Below are 18,193 nucleotides of genomic sequence, written 5' to 3'. Positions count from 1 at the left end.
CGCTGGCTTTGCGTGGAATATGGATCATCTGTAGTGTTGGTGTACTGGCGAGGCGGGCCCTTGTACGTTCGGATGTTCGGCCCCGCCCGGCTTCTACATGTCCGATTCGGTATGTAACGTCTCTCCGGTGCGCCTGACGCTGAATCCGGTACGTCGGTAAGGAATGGGCTCTGGACACATAAGCATAGGTAGACCGGAGTGAAACTGGTCGTCGATCGAAAAAACCACACGATGTGAGCGGTCTCCCACGGGAACAGAAGGGGGGTCGATCGAGGCGGCAACCGCCGGCCCAGCCGGCGCCCGATACCGCCGTGTCGGCCGGTGTCGGGCGGATCCACGCTCGGCCCCATCACCGGAATGCCTGAATACCTATCAGAACCAGTAAACGACTTTCGGCTCCTCCCACAAGCTTATGCCCGGCGTCGCCGTGGTCCGGGACATGACCGCAACGTCGCTCGCGCTCGCGGGGCTCGCCGCGCCGGCACAGGCCGCGCTGCTCGGCAGTCAGGTCGGGCAGCTCCTGGTCGCCCTCGTCGCCGTCGCGCTCGTCATCGTCGTCGGCAAGTTCGTGTTGAAGCTCGCGTGGCGGCTCGTCACGATCGGCATCGTCGTTGTCGCGGCGTTCTACCTGCTGTCGACGCTTGGACTTGTCTAAAAAACCGCCGCGGGCCGGCCGCCGGTTCGGGTCGAAGCGCCCGGCTTACTGGAACGCCGCGCCCGGTTCGGCCTCGGTGCGGTCGACCTCCGACCGCTTGAACTGCTTTTCTATCTCCTCGTAGCGCTCGCGCGTCTCGGGGGTGACGCTCGGGTTCACCTCGCTCAGCGCGTCCTCGAAGTGCTCCATCGTCACGCGGACGTTGCCGACGGACTCGCCGACCTCCTCGCGCGTGACGCTGCCGATGAACTCCCGAGAGGCGTTCATCGACGCCTCGCGGGCGACCGCCTCGATGTCGGCCCCCACGTACCCCTCGGTCTTGCGGGCGAGGGCGTCGAGGTCGACGTCGTCCGCTAGCGGCTTATCCCGCGTGTGGACCTCGAAGATCCGGCGGCGCGCCGCCTCGTCGGGGACTGGCACGTGGACGTGCCGGTCTAAGCGACCGGGGCGGAGCAGCGCCGAGTCGATGAGGTCGGGGCGGTTCGTCGTCGCGACGACGACGACGTCCTCCAGCGACTCGAGGCCGTCGAGCTCCGTCAGCAGCTGGGAGACGACGCGCTCGCCCACGCCGGAGTCGCCGGAGTTGTTCCCGCGCTCGGTGGCGATCGAGTCGATCTCGTCGAAGAACACGATCGTCGGCGCGTTCTCGCGGGCCTTGCTGAACACCTCGCGGACGCCCTTCTCGGACTCGCCCACGTACTTGTTCAGCAGCTCGGGCCCCTTGATCGAGATGAAGTTGGACTCGCTCTCGTTGGCGACGGCCTTCGCGAGCAGGGTCTTCCCCGTGCCCGGCGGGCCGTACATCAGGACGCCCTTCGCGGCCTGCATGTCGAGCTCGTCGAACACCTCGGGGTACTCGAGCGGCCACTGGATCGTCTCGCGGAGCCGCTCTTTCGTGTCGCCGAGGCCGCCGACGTCGTCCCAGGTGGTGTCGGGGACCTCCACGAACACCTCCCGCAGCGCGGAGGGTTCGATCCCCTTGATCGCCTCCTTGAAGTCCGACTCGGTCACCTGGATGCTGTTCAGCACGTCGGCGTCGATCTCGTCCGATTCGAGGTCGATCTCCGGGCGGATGCGCCGCAGTGCGTGCATCGCGGACTCCTTCGCCAGCGATTCGAGGTCGGCCCCGACGAAGCCGTGCGTGTTCTCGGCGTACTCGTCGAGGTCGATCCTATCGGTCAGCGGCATGTTCCGCGTGTGGACCTGAAGGATCTCCTTGCGACCGTCCCGGTCGGGGACGCCCACCTCGATCTCGCGGTCGAAGCGGCCGCCCCGTCGGAGCGCCTGATCGATGGCGTCGACGCGGTTCGTCGCCCCGATGACGACGACCTCGCCGCGCTCTTCGAGCCCGTCCATCAGCGAGAGCAGCTGCGCCACGACGCGGCGCTCCACGTCGCCGCCCGCCTCCTCGCGCTTGGGCGCGATGGAGTCGAGCTCGTCCATGAAGATGATCGACGGCGACTCCTCGGACGCCTCCTCGAACACTTCGCGGAGCTGCTCCTCGCTCTCGCCGTAGTACTTCGACATGATCTCCGGGCCGGAGATCGTGTGGAAGTTCGCGTCGATCTCGTTGGCGACCGCCTTCGCGATCAGCGTCTTCCCAGTGCCCGGCGGGCCGTGGAGCAGGACGCCCTTCGGCGGGTCGATGCCGAGGCGCTTGAACAGCTCCGGGTGCCGCATCGGGAGCTCGATCATCTCGCGGACCTGTTCGAGCTCGTCGTCGAGCCCGCCGATGTCCTCGTAGGTCACGTCCGGCCCCTCGCCGGTGCCGCCCGCGGCCTCGCCGCGGTCGGCGATCTCCTCGGCGGAGATCTCGGAGATGCTGATCTCCGTCTCGTCGGTGATGACGACCGTGCCGCCGGGGCTCGTCTCGGCGATCTTCATCGGGACCGCCTGCGACTGGCCGCCCATCAGCCCGAAGCCGAGCGAGGTCCGGATCGTCTGCCCCTCGGTCACCGGCTGACCGGAGAGCTTGTCCCGGATGAACGGGGCGATCTGCCCCCGCACCCGCAGCTGGCTGGGGAAGGCGATCGTCACCGCGTCCGCCCGCGAGACGTCGACGTCCTCGACGGTGACGCGGTCGTCGATCCCCACGTCGGCCTCCTGGCGGAGGCGCCCGTCGATGCGGATCACGCCCGTCCCGTCGTCCTCGGGGTAGCCGGGCCAGACGCGGGCGATCGCCGCCCCGCCGGCGCTCTCGACGCGGACGATGTCCCCGCCGGAGAGCCCGAGCTCGTCGGCCGCGACGCGGTCGATTGCCGCCAGGCGACGGCCGGCGTCCTTCTGTTTCAGCGGCTTGACAGTGAGCTTCATCGGTCGCCCTCCACGGTGAGCACGCCGTTGTTCACCGCCACGTCGGCGGCCGTCCCGGGCAGCTCGAACTCCGATTCGACCGGCCCGTCCGGTCCCTCTACGACGACGATCGCCGTCTCGCCGACGGTGTCGACGGTGACGGCCTCGTCGTCGACGTCGAGGTCGGCGGCGACGGTCCAGCCGTCGTCGTACTCGTACCGGCGCAGCAGCGCGCCGTCGCCGGTCGATCGGGTCTGTATGTGATTCATCCTAACTACGAGTTAGTCGCGTAAGTATTTAAACTTGACGCTCAAAATCGCATGACGTGAGTGCTTCTTTGTACTAACGGTAGTGTAGCGGTTCGAGCGATTCCACCGCCGACCGTCCGCCGTCGTGCGGTCGGACCCGCGGCGCCGATCGAGTCGCCGAGCGCGCGTCGGCTCCCTCGGGCGCTTATACCGTTCGGCGCCGAACCGCCCGGACATGGAACGGGTCACCCACGACGGTCGCGCGACGGCGTACCGCCGCTTCGACCGCGGCGGCGACGGGCCGACTGTCTGCTTCGTTCACGGCAGCGGCGGCACGAAAGACATCTGGAAGTCGCAGGCTAGGCTGGCCGACCGGGTTTCGAGCGTCGCCGTCGACCTCTCCGGGCACGGCGACAGCGACGACGTCGCGACACCCGCCGGCCCCGAGACGCTCAACGCGTACGCGGACGACGTGATCGCCGTCGCGGAGGAGACGGGGGCGACAGTCCTCTGCGGCAACTCCCTCGGCGGCGCGGTCGCGCTGCGGGTCGCCTTAGAGCGCGACCTCGCGCTCGACGGCCTCGTCCTCGCGGGCACGGGCGCGAAGCTCGCGGTGGCCGAGCCCCTCCGCGGCGCGCTCGCCGACGATTTCGAGCGGGCCGTCTCGCTGCTCCACGAGCCGGACCGCCTCTTCCACGACGCGCCGCCCGAGTACGTCGAGCTCTCCGAGGCGGCCATGCGCGAGTGCGGGCGAGCGGTCACCGAACGCGACTTCCTCACCTGCCACCGGTTCGACGTCCGGGAGCGACTCGACGAGATCGGCGTCCCGGCGCTCGCGCTCGTCGGCGCGCACGACGAGCTCACGCCGCCCGCGTACCATGAGTACCTCGCGGACGGGATCCCGGCCGGAGAGCTCGCGGAGGTCCCCGACGCCGCGCACCTCGCGATGCTCGAAGCGCCGACCGTCTTCAACGACGCGCTCTCCGCGTTCCTCGGTCGGCTGTAGGCCGCCCGTCCCGCCGGTCGTCGGCTCGCGACCGCGTGGACCAGCCGACCGCCGCGAGATTTAGGTCGGTCGCGCGTCCCGTGGGCACATGGTCGACAGCGACGACGGCGATACCGGCCGTGCCGACGGGTCCGGAGCGCCGGCGGGCGCCGAACAGCCTCCGGCCGAACCGCCCCCGGGCGACCCCGACATCGACGACCTGCTCGCGAAGCTCGACGCCCTGCGCGACACGGTCGACGAGGGCCACGAGCGCGAGGAGGTTCGACAGACGATCTCGCTCGTCGAGCGGATGCCCGGGAGCGGCGCGCTCGCGGAGCGGATCACGAAGTACACCTCCAGAGACCTCGCCGAGTCGTTCGTCGGGGCGGTGCTGTTCGCGCTCCCGCTGCTCGTCGAGGGCGGCGTCTTCGAGATCGCGGCCTGGTTCGCGGCGACGACCGTCGCGGGCGTCCCGGTCCTCCTGATCGGCCACGTCGGCTTCGTCTTCGTCGCGACCGCCGGGCTCCTCTACTACGCCGACTTCCGGCAGATCGCGATCCACCACCCGATCCTCGGCGTCATCCCGCGCCGCTACGCCGGGGTCCTCCTCGTCTCGCTCGCCACGTCGGCGGCCATGCTGCTGTTCTGGGGGCGCCTCCACGAGGGCGACCCCACCGCGCTCGAACGGGTCAGCCGGGTCGCGGTCGTCTGGGCCGCGGCGGCGTTCGGCGCGGGCCTCGGCGACATCCTCCCCGGCGAGTCGCAGGGGGACGACCTCGGGAAGTTCGACCTCGACATGGGCGACCGCGACTGAGCCGCCTCCCCCGGGAGCCCCACTCGCTCCGCGCTACCCGCGACACTCGCTCCGCGTCACCCGCGGTGGATCTCCCGCCCCGATCCGCCTTTTCCACAGGTTTTTCGCCGCGGCGATCCTACCGACCCCTATGTCAGCGCTACGCGACGCGCTCCGGGACCTCCCGGACGCGGTGTTTGCGGACCTCCTCGAGTCCGACGACGGGTACGTCCTCGTCGTCGACCTCCCGGGCGCGACCGCAGCGACGACCGAGGTGCTCGTCGAGGACGGTCGTATCGACATCGAGGGTCGCCGCGAGAAGGCCGTCCCCGACGGGTTCGAGTACGTCCGGGAGGACCGCCCGCTGTTCCTCGACGCGGAACTCCCCCTCCCGAACGACGCCGACGGCGCGGGCGCCGACGCCGAGATCGACCGCGGCGTCCTCGAAATCTCCCTCCCCAAGCGAGAGCGCGACGTCTCCCGGACCATCCCCGTCGACGACGCGGACGACGAGGGCGACGCCTGACGGGTGGTCACGCTGGTCAACCTTCGCGCCTACTGGCGGTTCGTCGTCGTCCTGCGGCAGTTCTCGCCGCTTATCGTCGCCTACTGGCGTGACCGCCGCCGGTACTTCCTGTTCGGCGGGAGCCGAGAGGTCGACGCCGAGACCCAGCGCGAGCGCGCCGCGGTGCTGCTCGACATCCTGCTCACGCTCGGGCCGACGTTCATCAAACTCGGACAGATCCTCTCGACGCGTCCCGACATCCTTCCCCCGGCGTACATCGAGGTCTTGGAGGGACTCCAAGACGACGTTCCCCCCGCGCCGTGGGAGGAGTCGCGAGTCGTCCTCGAAGACGAGTTCGGGCCGGTCGACGAGACGTTCGACGACTTCGACCGCGACCCGATAAGCGGCGCGAGCCTCGGGCAGGTGTACACCGCCACCTACGAGGGCGACGAGGTCGCGGTGAAGGTGCGTCGCCCCGGCATCGAGTCGCTCGTCGAGGCCGACCTCCGCACGATCCGCTGGTCGATCCCGCTGGTCAAGCGGTTCACCGGCGCCGGCCGGTCGTTCTCCCTGGAGAACCTCGCCGACGAGTTCGCCAAGACGATCCGCGAGGAGATGGACTACGCCCGCGAGCGGACGATGCTCGAGGAGATCCGCGGCAACTTCGCGGACAACGATCGGATCCGGATCCCGGAGACGTACGAGTCGGTGTCGGGGCCGCGGGTGCTCACCATGGAGTACGTCCCGGGCACGAAGATCAGCGACATCGACGCGCTCGACGAGGCTGGTCACGACCGGACGGCGATCGCGGAGATCCTCCAGGAAGTGTACCTCCAGATGATCATCGACGACGGCGTGTTCCACGCCGACCCCCACCCGGGGAACCTCGCGGTCGCGGACGACGGGTCCGTGATCTTCTACGACTTCGGCATGGCGGGGCGGGTGGACCCGTTCGTCCAGGAGAAGATCGTCGAGTTCTACGTCGCGGTCGCGCGGCAGGACATCGACGCCATCCTGGACACGCTCATCTCGATGGGGACCCTCTCGCCGGAGGCCGACCGCGAGGTGATGGGGAACGTGATGGAGCTCGCCATCGCCGACGTCCGGGGCGAGGACGTCGAGCAGTACCAGGTGAACCAGATCATCGAGCAGGTGGAGTCGTCCATCTACGAGTTCCCGCTCCGGCTCCCGCCGAACCTCGCCTTGGTCCTCCGGGTCGCCACCGTCGTCGAGGGGGTCTGTGTCACCTTAGACCCCGAGTTCGACTTCATCTCGACGGCGACCGACTACCTCCGCGAGGAGGGGTACTACGAGCAGACCGCCCGCGACCTCGCCGAAGACGCCGGCCGACAGGTACAACAGACCACCGAGGCGCTGTTCACGGTCCCGCCGAAGGCCGACGAGTTCCTCGACCGCGCCAACCGCGACGACCTGACGGTCAACGTCGTCTTAGAGGACGACACGAAGGTCTTAGAGAAGCTGGCGATGCGGATCGCCTACTCGGTGCTACTCGCCGTCGGCGTCCTCTCGGCGACGATCCTCTACTCGTTCGCGAACAACTGGCGGCTCGCGCTCGTCGTCCTCGCGCTGGCCTCGCCGCTCGCGATCGCCTTGTACCGGTCGTTCCGGAAGAAGCGGGGACTCCGCACCACGCCGCAGTTCACCCGCCAGGGGATGAAACAGCGGCGCGACGACTGACTCGGCGACGGGGCGCCACTCAACGGCACAGCGACCGGACCGGCGGCGCGGCGACCGACTCAGCGGCCTTTTGCCGACTCTCCTGTCGCCCGACAGATCCACACGTCTTCCGCTTCCTCGACCGCGTACTCCCGCGCCGTTAGCCACTCGCGGAGGGCGGCGGGGTCCGGGCTCATCGTCCCCTCGTCCGCCGCGCCTCCCTCCGCTGACCCCGACTCGTGGACCTCCACGACGAGCAGCGGACGGTACGTCGCGAGCGTCTCCGCCGCGCCCCGGAGGACCGCCCCCTCGCGCCCCTCGACGTCGACCTTCACGGCGTCCGGCGGCGGGACTGTCCCGCCCCCGTCGGCTCTCTCGTCGCCGACGCCCTCGACGAGTTCGTCGAGCCGTCGGACCGGGACCGACTCCGTCCCGGCGACGCTCGCGCCCCACCTCGTCGCCAGATCGCGGTCGAACGCCGAGCACTTCGAGAACGTCGACCGATAGAAGGTAAGCGTCGCGTTCGCGTCGCCCGCGCCCGCCCGCCTGAGGTCGAGCCGATCGCCGAGCCCGTTCCGCTCGGCGTTCCGCGCCAGCCGGTCCGCGCTCTCGCCGTTCGGCTCGAACGCCACTACGCGACGGTCGGTCCCGCGGGTCAGCGGGATCGCGTGTTCGCCGACGTGCGCGCCCACGTCGAGGATCACCGCGTCCTCCGGGAGACGGTCGAGCGCGGCCAGTCCGGGGTCGTCGCCGTGGGGGTTCGTCGGCTCGTAGCTCCAGTACGTGCCGGCGACGGTCCGCTTCGGCGTCGCGACGCCGAGCGCGTACGTCAGGTCGGCGAGCCGGTACAGGGTTCGAAAGCCGAGCCGCTCGACGCGCGACCGAACCAGCGACGGCAGCCGTGCTATCGAGGGCATCGCGGTGTCACGCGCCGATGACTTGAATCGGGACGAGGAGGAAACAGAGCGCGCCGACGGCGAACGTGACGGCCCCGACCGCGATCCGCGGCAGCCCCAGTCCGTCCTCGTCGGCCGGATTCGCGGGTCCGTTGAACGCGATGACCGTCGCGAACACGCCCCAGAACGCCCACAGACCCACCGACTCGTTCAGGCCGAGCCCCCGCCAGAAGTAGAGGTAGGCGGCGATGGCGAACAGCGCGCCGGGGACGAGCGCCGCCACCGTCTCCTGTCGCGGCCCGAGCATCGCCCGGACCATGTGGCCGCCGTCGAGTTGGCCGACCGGGAGGAGGTTCAGGACGGTGAAGAACATCCCGACCCACCCGCCGATCACCACGGGGTGGGCGGTGAGCCGCGGGTCGCCGTAGCTCGTCGGCTGGCCGAGGGCGCCGGCGATGAAGTCCAAGAGTGGCGGGTTGTTGAACCGGATCACCGCGCCCGACGAGTTCGCGAGCTCCGCCGGCACCTGGATCGGGTCGAGCGAGAGGCCGATCGCGGTCACGACGACGGTCGCGAACAGCCCCGCGATCGGTCCCGCCGCGCCGATATCGAAGAGGACCTTCCGCGACGGCATCCGGCCGCGGATGCGGATCACCGCGCCGAGCGTGCCGAACGGGAAGATGAAGGGGATAACGTACGGCAACGAGACGGGGACGCCGTGGTAGCGACCGGCGGCGTAGTGGCCGAGTTCGTGGGTCATCAACACCCCGAGAACGGCGGCCGTGAACGGCCACGCCCGGAGCAGCGTCAGGGGGTTCGACTGGATCTCCGCGAGCGGCACGTAGTACCAGCCGTACGCGCCGACGAACAGCGTCGACAGCAGCGTGGCCGCGAACATGGCGACGTTCACCCACGGGATCCCGTCCCGGCCGCGGTCGAACGGCGTCGCGACGACGACGTGGCCGCCGTCGACGACCTCCACGTCGACCTCGTACCCTGCCTCTCGAAAGTGGGGGGTCAGCTTGCGCAACAGCGTCCGCTCCGGGACGTACGACTCGCCGCGGTATCGCACGCGACCGTCCTCGCGGCGGACCTCGTCGATCCGAAAGAACGTCCGGAGCGGCTCCGGACGCGGCGCGCCGTCGCCGGCCGTCGCCGCGTCCTCGTGTTCTGGCATCGTGGGGTCGTAGCTGGTCGGCGAGTATAAACCCCGCGTCGGCGGGCACGGGTACCGCAAACACGGCGCGGCGCGTGGGCCGGCGGAACTCGACGCGGACGCGCTCGCGGTCAGAAAAGCGCGGGACGGGGACCGGTTCGTGAACCGAGTGCGCCTCGGAGCGGTACTGCGTTCGTCGGTCGGCGGAGCGCGTCCCTCAGGCGGGTTCGACGCGCCAGGTCGTCGCGCCCGTGTACGACCACTTCTCGACGGTGAGCTCCGTCGCCGAGTCGCGGAGCTTCACCATCAGGGCGCCGATCTCCTTCGGCGAGAGGTCGACGTCGTCGGAGATGAACTTCCCCTTGAAGTACATCTCGCCGTCTTGGGCGCGGTCGAGCAGGTACTGCTTCAGCCGCTCTTCCTTGCTGCGGTCGTCGTTCGCGCTCGCGTTCGTGGAGGGGTTCGCAGTCGCGCTCATAGTACACCTCACCCTTGCTCCCGGAGGGTGTTATAAAGGCGTCACCGTTGGGCGACGTTCAGGGGGTTTCAGGGCGTTTCACCGAACTCGCCGGGGTAAAACGTGTCTGACGGACTCTTTACAACGCTTCTAGAACGCGCTAGAAATTTTATAACCCGTTTTGAACACGTTTTCTCCGTCGCTGACTCGGTACGCGAGTAACTCGCCGCCGTCCGGTCCGACGGCCGGAAAGAAACAAAAAGCGCCGCGTATTCTCGGTCTCGGCGCGCTCGCGCGTCCTCCCCGCGACCGCCGAGACGACCTCTTGGGACCGATCGCGGCCGCGACGAAACCGGAAGCGGCGACGCCGCGCGCCGGTCAGTCCCGGCGGTGGACCCAGAACGTCTCCGACTCCGTCGCCTCTTTCTTGAAGATCGGCACCTCGTCTTTCAGCCGGTCGATCCCGTCTTCGACCGTCCGGAACGCCTCCCCGCGGTGCCCGGCCAGCACGACCACGAAGACGATGTCCTCACCCGCCTCGATCACGCCGGTGCGGTGGTGCATCCGCACGTCGAAGACCCCATCGCGGGCCGCTAGCTCCTCCGCGATGGCGGCCATCCGATCCTCGGCGACCCCGTCGTACTTCTCGAACGCGAGGTGCGTCGTCCGGTCGTCGTCCGGACCGTCGCGGGCGCGCACGCGGCCGGTGAACGTCGCTATCGCCCCCGCCCGGTCCGCGTCCGGCGACGCCTCGGCGCGGCGCACCAGCGTCTCACGGGTGATCCACGGCTCCGCGCTGTCGAGGTCGGCGACGACGTCGCCGAGGTCGACCCCGTCGGGGGCGGTCGCGCTCGCGACGACCGTCCCCGGCACGCGCTCCGGGTCCGGGTCGGACCCGAGGAGGACCGCGGGCACGCGCAACCGCGGCTCGCCGACCGCCAGCAGGTAGTCGTGGTCGGGGGCGAGCCCGTCGAGCAGGTCGTCGAACCCCTCGACACTCCCCCGACCGCGCCAGTTCCCGTCTGCGTCGAACGCGACGGCGGTGTCCGGGCCCGAGCGCTGCGCCGGACCGACGACCCCCCCGTCCGCGGCCGGGTCGCTCCGTGTCGAGTCGCTCTCGGGGGCGCCGTTCGGGTCGTCGTCGCGCTCCACGACGGCGACTCGCCCGTCGAGTCGGTCCGCGAGCCGCCGGGCCAGCGTCGCCGCCCCGTCGCCGACGATCGATATCGGTCGCATACCCGAGAGCGGGCCGCGACCGATTTAGGCGTTTCCCGCCCGACGCGTCGGGCCGGATCGGGCTCGGGGCCGCTTCCACCGCGTCCGGGCTTGACAATCCTTAAGACTGCGACAGGGGTACTCCTCGGCAATGAGAATCGTCGTTTCTGTCGGCGGGAGCGTGCTCGCGCCCGACCTCGACCCCGAGCGCGTGGCCGCGTACGCCGAGGCGATCGAACGGCTGGTCACCGACGGCTGCGAGGTCGGGGTCGTCGTCGGCGGCGGCGGCGTCGCCCGCGAGTACATCGAGACGGCCCGCGAGATCGGAGCCAACGAGGTCGAGCTCGACCGGCTTGGGATCGGGACGACCCGGCTCAACGCCCGGCTGCTGATCGCCGCCCTCGGCGAGCGCGCGAGCCTCGCGCCCGCGGTCGACACCGAGGAGGCGGCGGCGGCCCTCCGCCGCGACGAGGTGTCGGTGATGGGCGGCGTCACGCCGGGGCAGACGACCGACGCGGTCGCCGCCGCGTTCGCCGAGTCCGTCGACGCCGACCTGCTCGTGTACGCGACGAGCGCCGACGGGGTGTACGACGCCGACCCCAACGCCGACCCCGACGCGGCGCAGTTCGCGGAGCTGTCGCCGGCCGAGCTCGTCGAGGTCGTCCTCCCGATGAGCCGCGACGCCGGCGCGTCCGCCCCCGTCGACCTCCTCGCGGCGAAGCTGATCGACCGGGCCGAACTCCGGTCGATCGTGCTCGACGGGACCGACCCGAGCGCCGTCGTCGACGCCGTGCTGCGCGGCGATCACACCGGAACGGACGTGGTCCCCCCGGGCGCCGGCGAACCGAGCCGCTGGACGGAGGCACGATGAGCGCGGACGACGCCTCCGACGACGCGTCCGCCGCCCCCGACGACTCCCCGCACATCCTCTCCGGGGGGTCCGCCCTCGACGACGGCGAGGACGCCGCCGAGGAGTCGACCGAGACCTTCCACGCCTTCTGGGCCGACGTCGTCGCCGACGAGGTCGAGGCCCGCGACCCCGACGAGCCGATCGTGATCAAGGGCGGTGTCTCGCCGTCCGGCGTCGCGCACCTCGGGAACTTCAACGAGATCATGCGCGGCTACTTCGTCGCCGAGGTGCTCCGCGACCGCGGCCACGAGGTCCGGCAGGTGTTCACCTCCGACGACAAGGACCCGCTGCGGAAGGTCCCGCGCAAGCTGGCGAACGCGGACGGCGAGATCGTCGGGCTCGGCGAGGTCGACGCGGGCGCGCTCGGCCGCAACCTCGGGAAGCCGTACACCGAGATCCCGGACCCGTTCGGCGAGGCCGAGTCGTACGCGGCCCACTTCGCGGGCCTGCTCAAGGCCGACGCCGACCGCCTGAACGTCCCGGTCGAGATGCTCTCGAACACCGATCTGTACGCCGACGGCGACTTCGACGAGGCGATTCGGACGGTACTCGCCGACGTCGAGCGCGTCCGCGAGGTGCTCTCCCCGTATCAGGACAAAGTTGACGACGAGTACGTCCCGTTCAACCCGGTCTGTGCGGAGTGCGGCAAGGTCACGGAGACGGTGACGGCGATCGACGCAGAGGCCGAGACCGTCGACTACGTCTGTACCGACATGGACGCCGGCGGCAACACGATCGAGGGGTGCGGCCACGAGGGCACCGCGACGTTCCGCGAGGGAAAGCTCCCGTGGCGGTTGGAGTGGCCCGCGCAGTGGGGCGTCCTCGGCGTCGACTTCGAGCCGTTCGGTAAGGACCACGCGGAGGGGTCGTGGCCCTCCGGCGTCGACGTCGCGCGGAACGTCTTCGGCGAGGAGCCGCCCGTGCCGATGGTATATGAGTGGTTCACGCTCAACGGCGACGCGTTCTCCTCCTCCGAGGGCAACGTCGTCACGGTCCAAGAGCTCCTGGAGCTGATCGAGCCCGAGGTGTTGCGCTACTTCTTCGCGCTCCACCCGAAGAAGGCCCGCGACCTCGACATTGAGCGGCTCGACCAACTGGTCGACCGCTTCGACCGGTTCGAGCGCGCCTACTTCGGCGAGGTCGACGACCCGGATCTGGTCGCCTTCGCCGAGCGCGCCTACCCGTTCGTCGTCGGCCGGCCCGACGACCCGCCGACGGAGAAGCCGATCCGGCTCCCGTACACGTTCGCGGCGGTGCTCGGCATGGTCGACGACCCCGACTTCCGCGAGCGCCTCGCCCGCGACGAGGGCCATATCCCGGACGACGCCGACGCCGACATCGTCGACGCCGCGCTCGCCCGCGTCGAGCAGGCGCGGAACTGGGCCGAGCGGACGGGGAACGAGTACGACTACCGGCTCCAGACCGACCTCCCCGCGGTCGAGTTCGACGGAGACGTCGCGGCCGCGCTCGACGACCTCGCCGACTTCGTCGCGGCCGGCCACGACGGGGAGGAGATCCAAGGGGCGATGTACGAGACTGCGCGCGACCACGACATCGAGGTGAGCGAGTTCTTCGCGGCGGGCTACCGCCTCTTTTTCGACGACACGCAAGGGCCGCGGCTCGGGGAGTTCCTCGGCGAGCTGGAGCGCGACTACGTCGTCGACCGGCTCCGACGGGAGGCGTAGATGACCGAGGACCGCTCGCTCGACGACTTCGCCGCGGACGACGACGGCGACGAGTCCGCGGAGAGCGCTCCGGACGACGCGGAAGGTGACGGCGTCGACCCCGACGAGGCGACCGACGCCGCTCCCGCGACCGACGCCGCTCCCGCGACCGCCACCTCGACGTGGCACGCCGACGGCGCCGAGTGCGACCGGTGCGGCGAGCGTGTCGACCGCCGCTGGCGCGACGACGACGCCTTCGTCTGTCCTGACTGCGCCTCGTGGTGACCGCGCCGCCGCGGTCGCCTCCCCGACTGGCGGTCAAAACTTAAGCCGTCGGCCGTCAAGGTGTTCCGTGAACGGAAAATTCGTTTGGAGTTAAATTAGATATAAATGAAATATATTCCGGACCTACTCCACGGGCGGTCGGCGACCGCCCTCACGGCGGCGTACCTGTGTATCGCGGCAGCGTCCGCGGTCGCGGTCGACCTCGCCGTCGCGTCGACGATTGGGGTCGCGGGCGGGTGGACGCCGACGCGTCTCGTCGGGGACTGGCTACTCGTCGCCGGGTCCGGCGGGCTCCTCTATGGAGCGGTCACGCACCACCGCCAACGGGCGGAGACCGCGCACCGAAACCTCGAAACCTCTAACCAGCAGATACAGGTTCTGAGTCGTGTGTTTCGGCACAACGTCCGCAACGATCTCAACGTGATCCGGGGGTACACCGACCTGCTGGCCGACCGGATCGACGACGAGCGGAGTCGAGAGTGCTTGGAGACGGTCCGGGAGACGACCGACGACATCGTCGAGATAAGCGAGAAGCTCCGCGTCATCGAGGACGCGTCGCCCGAGCGACCGGACGGCCGCGTCGACCTCGTCGCCGCGGTCCACGAGGCGCTCGACGTCGTCGACGCCGACGGCGCCGCGCTCACCGTCGAGACCCCCTCTGAGGCGTGGATCCGCGCGGACGACACCGTCGAGTTCCCGATCCGCGAGGTGTTCGAGAACGCGGTCACCCACAACGACGGCGCGACGCGCCGCGTGACGGCGACGATCCGCGAGAACGGGACGACCACCTGTCTGGAGGTCATCGACAACGGCCCGGGGATTCCCCCCGACGAGCGTGAGGTCTTACAGGCGGAAGAGGAGACGCCGCTCTCGCACGCGAGCAGCATCGGGCTGTGGCTCGTCAAGTGGATGTGCGAGACGCAGGGGGGAACCGTCCGGTTCGACGCGACCGACGACGGTACGACAGTCCGGCTCCGATTCGAGTCCGCGTCGCCGCCCGCTACTCCAACTCGGTGATCGTCACGGCGTACACTGCGCCGCAGTTCCCGCATTCGACGTGGACTCCCCGGCTCGTCTCGCCGCGGGTGAACTCGGAGATCTCCTCCGAACACGAGCACTCGAACTGGACTTTCATTACCTCTCCTTCATCCTGCTGATATTTAAAAGAAACCGACGCGGAATCAGCGGTGAAAACCGGTGATCGCGGTGCCGTCTCTCACCCGCCGTCGCGCACGGCGTCAGTCGTCGTCGACGATCACTTCGACCGGTCCGTCGCCGTCGTCGGCGGCGTCCTCGTCGGAACCGCCGGACAGGTCGGCGCCGCCGGACTGCTGCTGCTGGTAGTAGAGCCCGCCGGCGACCGCGAGGACGATCCACGACCGCCAGTTGGCGAGGTTCAGCGTGTAGCCGATGCCGAACGGCTTCTCGACGAGCATCCCCTTGCCGGGCTGCCAGTACGACGAGAGCAGTCGACCGAGGCTCGGCCGCTCGAAGTTGTACGGGATCCCGAGAACCTCTCCCGAAGACGGTTTGTCTGCCATACGAGTCTATCTGTCGGCCGACACCATAAATCGTGGCGACCCGGCGCGCCGATCGGAACGGCGCTGCGGCCGTCGCCGGTCAGGGCTCTGACCCCGGCCGAGCCGGCGGTTCGTCACCGGTAGCGGCCGCGGTCCGCCACGTCTCGGAGTCGGTCGAGGACCGCTTCGTCGCCGACGGCCTCGTACCCGCTCTCGAACGCCGCTAGCAACGGGCCGGGTTCCGTCGCGGTCGCCCGGACCGACCCCTCGAACACGTGGAGGTCCATCGCGTGGTCCTCGACGTGGCCCGTGTGGTAGCCGAGCCCGAAGTCGATGAGGTACGTCTCGGGCGGCGGGCTCGACCGCCCGTCGCGTTCCGTGCGCTCGCCGCGCTTCGACACCCGAACGTTCCGCGTCGTCGGGTCGCCGTGGACCATCTCGGCGCCGTGGAGCCGCGCGAGGTGGCGACCGACGGCCTCCGCCGTCCCCTCGTCGAGGGCGGCCGCGAGGTCGCGCTCCCCGACGTGCTGGAGCGTCAACGTCGCCTCCGCGAGGTCGACGTCGTACACGAGCGGCGTCGACACGCCAGCGCGCCGCGCCTCGCTCGTCAGCCGGGCCTCCGCGACGGTCCGGTCGCGCCTGATCGTCCGGTCGAGTTCGGGGTGTCGGTACGACTTCGGCACCCGTCGCTTGACCACGCGCCGGTCGCCGTCCGTCCCCTCGACCGTCACGGTCGCCTCCGCGCCGCGGCGGTCCGCCTCCGCGTCGCGCGCCGCGCTTCGCGACTCGGTCCCCCCGCGTCCGCGCGCGACCGACTCCCCGTCTCGCCACGTCACCGGCACCTGATCCGGCCGGAAGCTCGGGTCGACCGCGGACTCCGCGATCGGGACGGTGTCCCCGGCGGCGGCCATCTTCGCGCCCAACACGGCGATCATCCCGGCGTTGTCCCTGAGGAATCGCGGTTCCGGCGCGTGGAAGTCGGCGCCGCGGGCCTCGCACATCGTCGCCAACATCTCCCGCAGCCGGTCGTTCTGTGCGACGCCGCCGCCCAACACGAGCTCGTCCGCGCCGGTCAGCGACAGCGCGCGCTCCGAGACCTCCGTCAGCATCGCGAACACGTGCTCCTGGAGCGAAAAGCAGATCTCCTCGACGGGGACGCCGCTGTCCGCGGCGTCGTTGGCGGCCGAGCTGATCCCCGAAAACGAGAAGTCCATCCCCTTGACCACGTAGGGGAGATCGAGGAGGTCGGTCTCGGCGGCCGACCCCTCCTCGCCTCCGGTCCCTTCCCCCTCGCTGCCGACCTCGCCCGCGCCCGTCGCGAACTCGGCGGCCGCCGACTCCACCTTCGGTCCGCCGGGGTGGCTCCACCCGACGTGGCGCGTGAACTTGTCTATCGCGTTGCCCACTCCGGCGTCCATCGTCTCGCCGAGGACCCGGTACCGCCCGTCGTGGTAACCGAGCAGGTGCGCGTTCGCGCCGGAGGCGTTCAGACAGACCGGGTTGTCGAAGCCGGAGCGGTGGCGACCGATCTCGAGGTGTGCCACCATGTGGTTGACGCCGACGAGCGGGACGCCGAGCGTCCCGGCGAGCGACCGCGCCGCGGTCCCGACGATCCGGAGGCAGGGACCGAGCCCGGGGCCGCGAGAGAAGGCGACCGCGTCGACCGCGTCCGGACCGTGTCGCTCCTCGGCGGCGGTCAGGACGCTATCGACCACCTCCGGGATCGCCTCCGACATGTGTTCGGCGGCCTCGCGCGGGTGAATGCCGCCGCTATCCGGCTCGTATGGGTCTGATTCGATGAGAACTGAGTCGGCCTCGGCGTCGTACAGCGCGGCGCTCGCGCACCACGCGGTACCCTCGATGCCGAGAACGCGCATCCGGCGGAGTTACGCTTCCTCGGCGTCCGCCTCGTCGCCGCCGATCTTGTTGCGCTCGAGCATATGGTCCTGCTCGACATCCAGCGCGTCGGCCGCGGAGTCGTACACCTTCGCGTAGCCGACCGTCTTGCGCATGCCGAACTTCGTGTCGAGCTCGTGGACGACGACCTCCTCGGAGTCCTTGTCGAGCTTCGCCGCCAGCGAGTCGCGGACCGACAGTCGGGAGGGCGTGGCCTCCTCGTGGGTCGTCTCGAAACGGATGTCCGTGCGGTGCAGCATCGGGTTCTCCTCCTCGGAGATGATATCGACGTCCATGGTTCAGTTAGGCGTATATCCCCTCGAAAGCTGTAAAAGGATTTCGAAGCGGGGGTGTCGCCGCCGAACTCCGGACCGACCGCCGACGAGACACACTGTTCGGCGTCAGGGTTTCCCCCCTCCGGTGCGTGCGTACCGTTACCACGCGGATGTCAGATGACACCCGATTCGACCCTACCGACCGGTCGCAGTACGAACTCACTCGGGCGGCGAACGTCGTCGTCCCGCTGTCCCCCGTCCGAAAGGCCCGGATCTGCGGGACGCTGGCTCTCTTCGGGGCACTGACGGGCCCGCTCGTCGCGACCCTCCCCCCGGCCGTCCGCGAGGCGAACTTCTCCGGGCCGCCGCTCGCCGCCCACCTCGGCGTCGTGGCAGTCGTGTTGGCGGGGACGGTCGCCGCCGGCGGAGCCGGCCTCGGGCTCGTCGCGCTCCAGCGCCGGCTCGCGCGCGGTCCCGAACCGAGCGACGACCAGGTCTGGACGTTCCTCGCCCTCGAGGACGCGCTGACCGGGATCGGCTTCGTCACCGGCGGACTCGGCGTCGGCGTCGGCTTGGTCCTGCTGGCGAGCGGGCACTGGGGCGTCGAGGCCCTCGAAGCGCTCCGCCGCAACGGCGTCGAGCCGTACCTCTCCATGGGAGCGATTCCGACGACGCCCCTGCTAGCGACGGCGGCCGGACTGATCGCCGGTCTCGGGGTCCTCACGGCGACCGTCGTCGCGGTCGACGGCGAGTGACGCCGGTCG

The 18,193-nt window shown here is 70.0% G+C and carries 20 protein-coding genes; 10 read left to right on the top strand and 10 right to left on the bottom strand.

Features of this window, described 5'->3' with window-relative positions; all coding sequences use genetic code 11:
- The first annotated feature begins 412 nt into the window (after nucleotides 1-412).
- On the top strand, nucleotides 413-655 hold the full coding sequence (locus EXE41_RS04610) for a hypothetical protein (protein WP_049930233.1): 243 nt from the start codon (nucleotides 413-415) through the stop codon (nucleotides 653-655).
- 45 nt (nucleotides 656-700) lie between these two features.
- Here the strand turns inward: EXE41_RS04610 and EXE41_RS04605 are convergent, their stop codons facing one another.
- The gene (locus EXE41_RS04605) at nucleotides 701-2,968 is read right to left on the bottom strand and encodes a CDC48 family AAA ATPase (protein ID WP_137690398.1); all 2,268 of its coding nucleotides are present in this window, start codon (nucleotides 2,966-2,968) and stop codon (nucleotides 701-703) included.
- Nucleotides 2,965-3,216, bottom strand: coding sequence for a hypothetical protein (locus EXE41_RS04600; RefSeq protein WP_049930235.1), 252 nt, complete (start codon nucleotides 3,214-3,216; stop codon nucleotides 2,965-2,967). Before EXE41_RS04600 ends, EXE41_RS04605 begins: the two co-directional genes overlap by 4 nt.
- A gap of 214 nt (nucleotides 3,217-3,430) precedes the next feature.
- Between EXE41_RS04600 and EXE41_RS04595 the strand changes: the two genes are divergently transcribed.
- The 4 genes from EXE41_RS04595 (at nucleotide 3,431) to EXE41_RS04580 (ending at nucleotide 7,176) form a co-directional block, all read left to right on the top strand.
- Nucleotides 3,431-4,201: an alpha/beta fold hydrolase gene (locus tag EXE41_RS04595; RefSeq protein ID WP_137690397.1), complete on the top strand. Its 771-nt coding sequence runs from the start codon at nucleotides 3,431-3,433 to the stop codon at nucleotides 4,199-4,201.
- An 88-nt stretch (nucleotides 4,202-4,289) separates the two neighbouring features.
- Nucleotides 4,290-4,994, top strand: a complete 705-nt coding sequence (locus tag EXE41_RS04590; protein ID WP_086216088.1) for a DUF2391 domain-containing protein — start codon at nucleotides 4,290-4,292, stop codon at nucleotides 4,992-4,994.
- A 130-nt stretch (nucleotides 4,995-5,124) separates the two neighbouring features.
- Nucleotides 5,125-5,499: an Hsp20/alpha crystallin family protein gene (locus EXE41_RS04585; RefSeq protein ID WP_049930239.1), complete on the top strand. Its 375-nt coding sequence runs from the start codon at nucleotides 5,125-5,127 to the stop codon at nucleotides 5,497-5,499.
- Between the two features lie 3 nt (nucleotides 5,500-5,502).
- Nucleotides 5,503-7,176 carry an AarF/ABC1/UbiB kinase family protein gene (locus tag EXE41_RS04580; RefSeq protein WP_049930241.1) on the top strand — a complete coding sequence of 558 codons (1,674 nt, stop codon included), beginning with the start codon at nucleotides 5,503-5,505 and terminating at the stop codon, nucleotides 7,174-7,176.
- A gap of 59 nt (nucleotides 7,177-7,235) precedes the next feature.
- Here the strand turns inward: EXE41_RS04580 and EXE41_RS04575 are convergent, their stop codons facing one another.
- From EXE41_RS04575 to EXE41_RS04560, 4 genes are all read right to left on the bottom strand, one after another.
- A complete protein-coding gene (locus tag EXE41_RS04575) occupies nucleotides 7,236-8,072 on the bottom strand; it encodes an FkbM family methyltransferase (RefSeq protein ID WP_099289112.1) in 837 nt (278 codons plus the stop codon).
- Between the two features lie 7 nt (nucleotides 8,073-8,079).
- Entirely contained in the window at nucleotides 8,080-9,228 is a 1,149-nt protein-coding gene (locus EXE41_RS04570) for a site-2 protease family protein (RefSeq protein WP_049930244.1), read from the bottom strand.
- Nucleotides 9,229-9,424: 196 nt separating this feature from the next.
- A complete protein-coding gene (locus EXE41_RS04565; protein WP_049930246.1) occupies nucleotides 9,425-9,685 on the bottom strand; it encodes a hypothetical protein in 261 nt (86 codons plus the stop codon).
- A gap of 357 nt (nucleotides 9,686-10,042) precedes the next feature.
- Entirely contained in the window at nucleotides 10,043-10,900 is an 858-nt protein-coding gene (locus tag EXE41_RS04560; RefSeq protein WP_137690396.1) for a molybdopterin synthase, read from the bottom strand.
- A 130-nt stretch (nucleotides 10,901-11,030) separates the two neighbouring features.
- Between EXE41_RS04560 and pyrH the strand changes: the two genes are divergently transcribed.
- The 4 genes from pyrH (at nucleotide 11,031) to EXE41_RS04540 (ending at nucleotide 14,755) form a co-directional block, all read left to right on the top strand.
- Complete coding sequence (gene pyrH / locus EXE41_RS04555) at nucleotides 11,031-11,750, top strand: UMP kinase (protein WP_049930250.1); 720 nt, start codon at nucleotides 11,031-11,033, stop codon at nucleotides 11,748-11,750.
- The gene (gene lysS / locus EXE41_RS04550) at nucleotides 11,747-13,474 is read left to right on the top strand and encodes a lysine--tRNA ligase (protein ID WP_086216084.1); all 1,728 of its coding nucleotides are present in this window, start codon (nucleotides 11,747-11,749) and stop codon (nucleotides 13,472-13,474) included. The genes pyrH and lysS overlap by 4 nt, the downstream gene beginning before the upstream one ends.
- Nucleotides 13,475-13,738 carry a hypothetical protein gene (locus EXE41_RS04545; protein ID WP_049930252.1) on the top strand — a complete coding sequence of 88 codons (264 nt, stop codon included), beginning with the start codon at nucleotides 13,475-13,477 and terminating at the stop codon, nucleotides 13,736-13,738.
- Between the two features lie 105 nt (nucleotides 13,739-13,843).
- Nucleotides 13,844-14,755, top strand: a complete 912-nt coding sequence (locus EXE41_RS04540; protein WP_137690395.1) for a sensor histidine kinase KdpD — start codon at nucleotides 13,844-13,846, stop codon at nucleotides 14,753-14,755.
- On the opposite strand, the gene EXE41_RS19860 is transcribed toward EXE41_RS04540, so the two are convergent.
- The 4 genes from EXE41_RS19860 to EXE41_RS04525 all read right to left on the bottom strand — a co-directional run bounded on the left by EXE41_RS19860 (nucleotide 14,739) and on the right by EXE41_RS04525 (nucleotide 17,450).
- A complete protein-coding gene (locus EXE41_RS19860; protein ID WP_004597316.1) occupies nucleotides 14,739-14,873 on the bottom strand; it encodes a hypothetical protein in 135 nt (44 codons plus the stop codon). The genes EXE41_RS04540 and EXE41_RS19860 overlap by 17 nt on opposite strands.
- Nucleotides 14,874-14,976: 103 nt before the next feature.
- Nucleotides 14,977-15,279, bottom strand: a complete 303-nt coding sequence (locus EXE41_RS04535; protein ID WP_049930257.1) for a DUF5808 domain-containing protein — start codon at nucleotides 15,277-15,279, stop codon at nucleotides 14,977-14,979.
- A 113-nt stretch (nucleotides 15,280-15,392) separates the two neighbouring features.
- Nucleotides 15,393-17,135: a bifunctional N(6)-L-threonylcarbamoyladenine synthase/serine/threonine protein kinase gene (locus EXE41_RS04530; RefSeq protein ID WP_086216082.1), complete on the bottom strand. Its 1,743-nt coding sequence runs from the start codon at nucleotides 17,133-17,135 to the stop codon at nucleotides 15,393-15,395.
- Between the two features lie 9 nt (nucleotides 17,136-17,144).
- On the bottom strand, nucleotides 17,145-17,450 hold the full coding sequence (locus tag EXE41_RS04525; RefSeq protein ID WP_049930261.1) for a 30S ribosomal protein S24e: 306 nt from the start codon (nucleotides 17,448-17,450) through the stop codon (nucleotides 17,145-17,147).
- A 149-nt stretch (nucleotides 17,451-17,599) separates the two neighbouring features.
- On the opposite strand from EXE41_RS04525, the gene EXE41_RS04520 reads away from it, so the two are divergent.
- Nucleotides 17,600-18,184 (top strand): hypothetical protein, encoded by a 585-nt coding sequence (locus EXE41_RS04520; RefSeq protein WP_049930263.1) that lies wholly within the window; start codon nucleotides 17,600-17,602, stop codon nucleotides 18,182-18,184.
- The last annotated feature ends 9 nt before the right edge of the window (nucleotides 18,185-18,193 follow it).

Source organism: Halorubrum sp. SD690R, assembly GCF_005435035.1.
Classification (GTDB): Archaea; Halobacteriota; Halobacteria; order Halobacteriales; family Haloferacaceae; genus Halorubrum; species Halorubrum ezzemoulense.
This window is presented reverse-complemented; position numbering and strand designations above follow the sequence as displayed.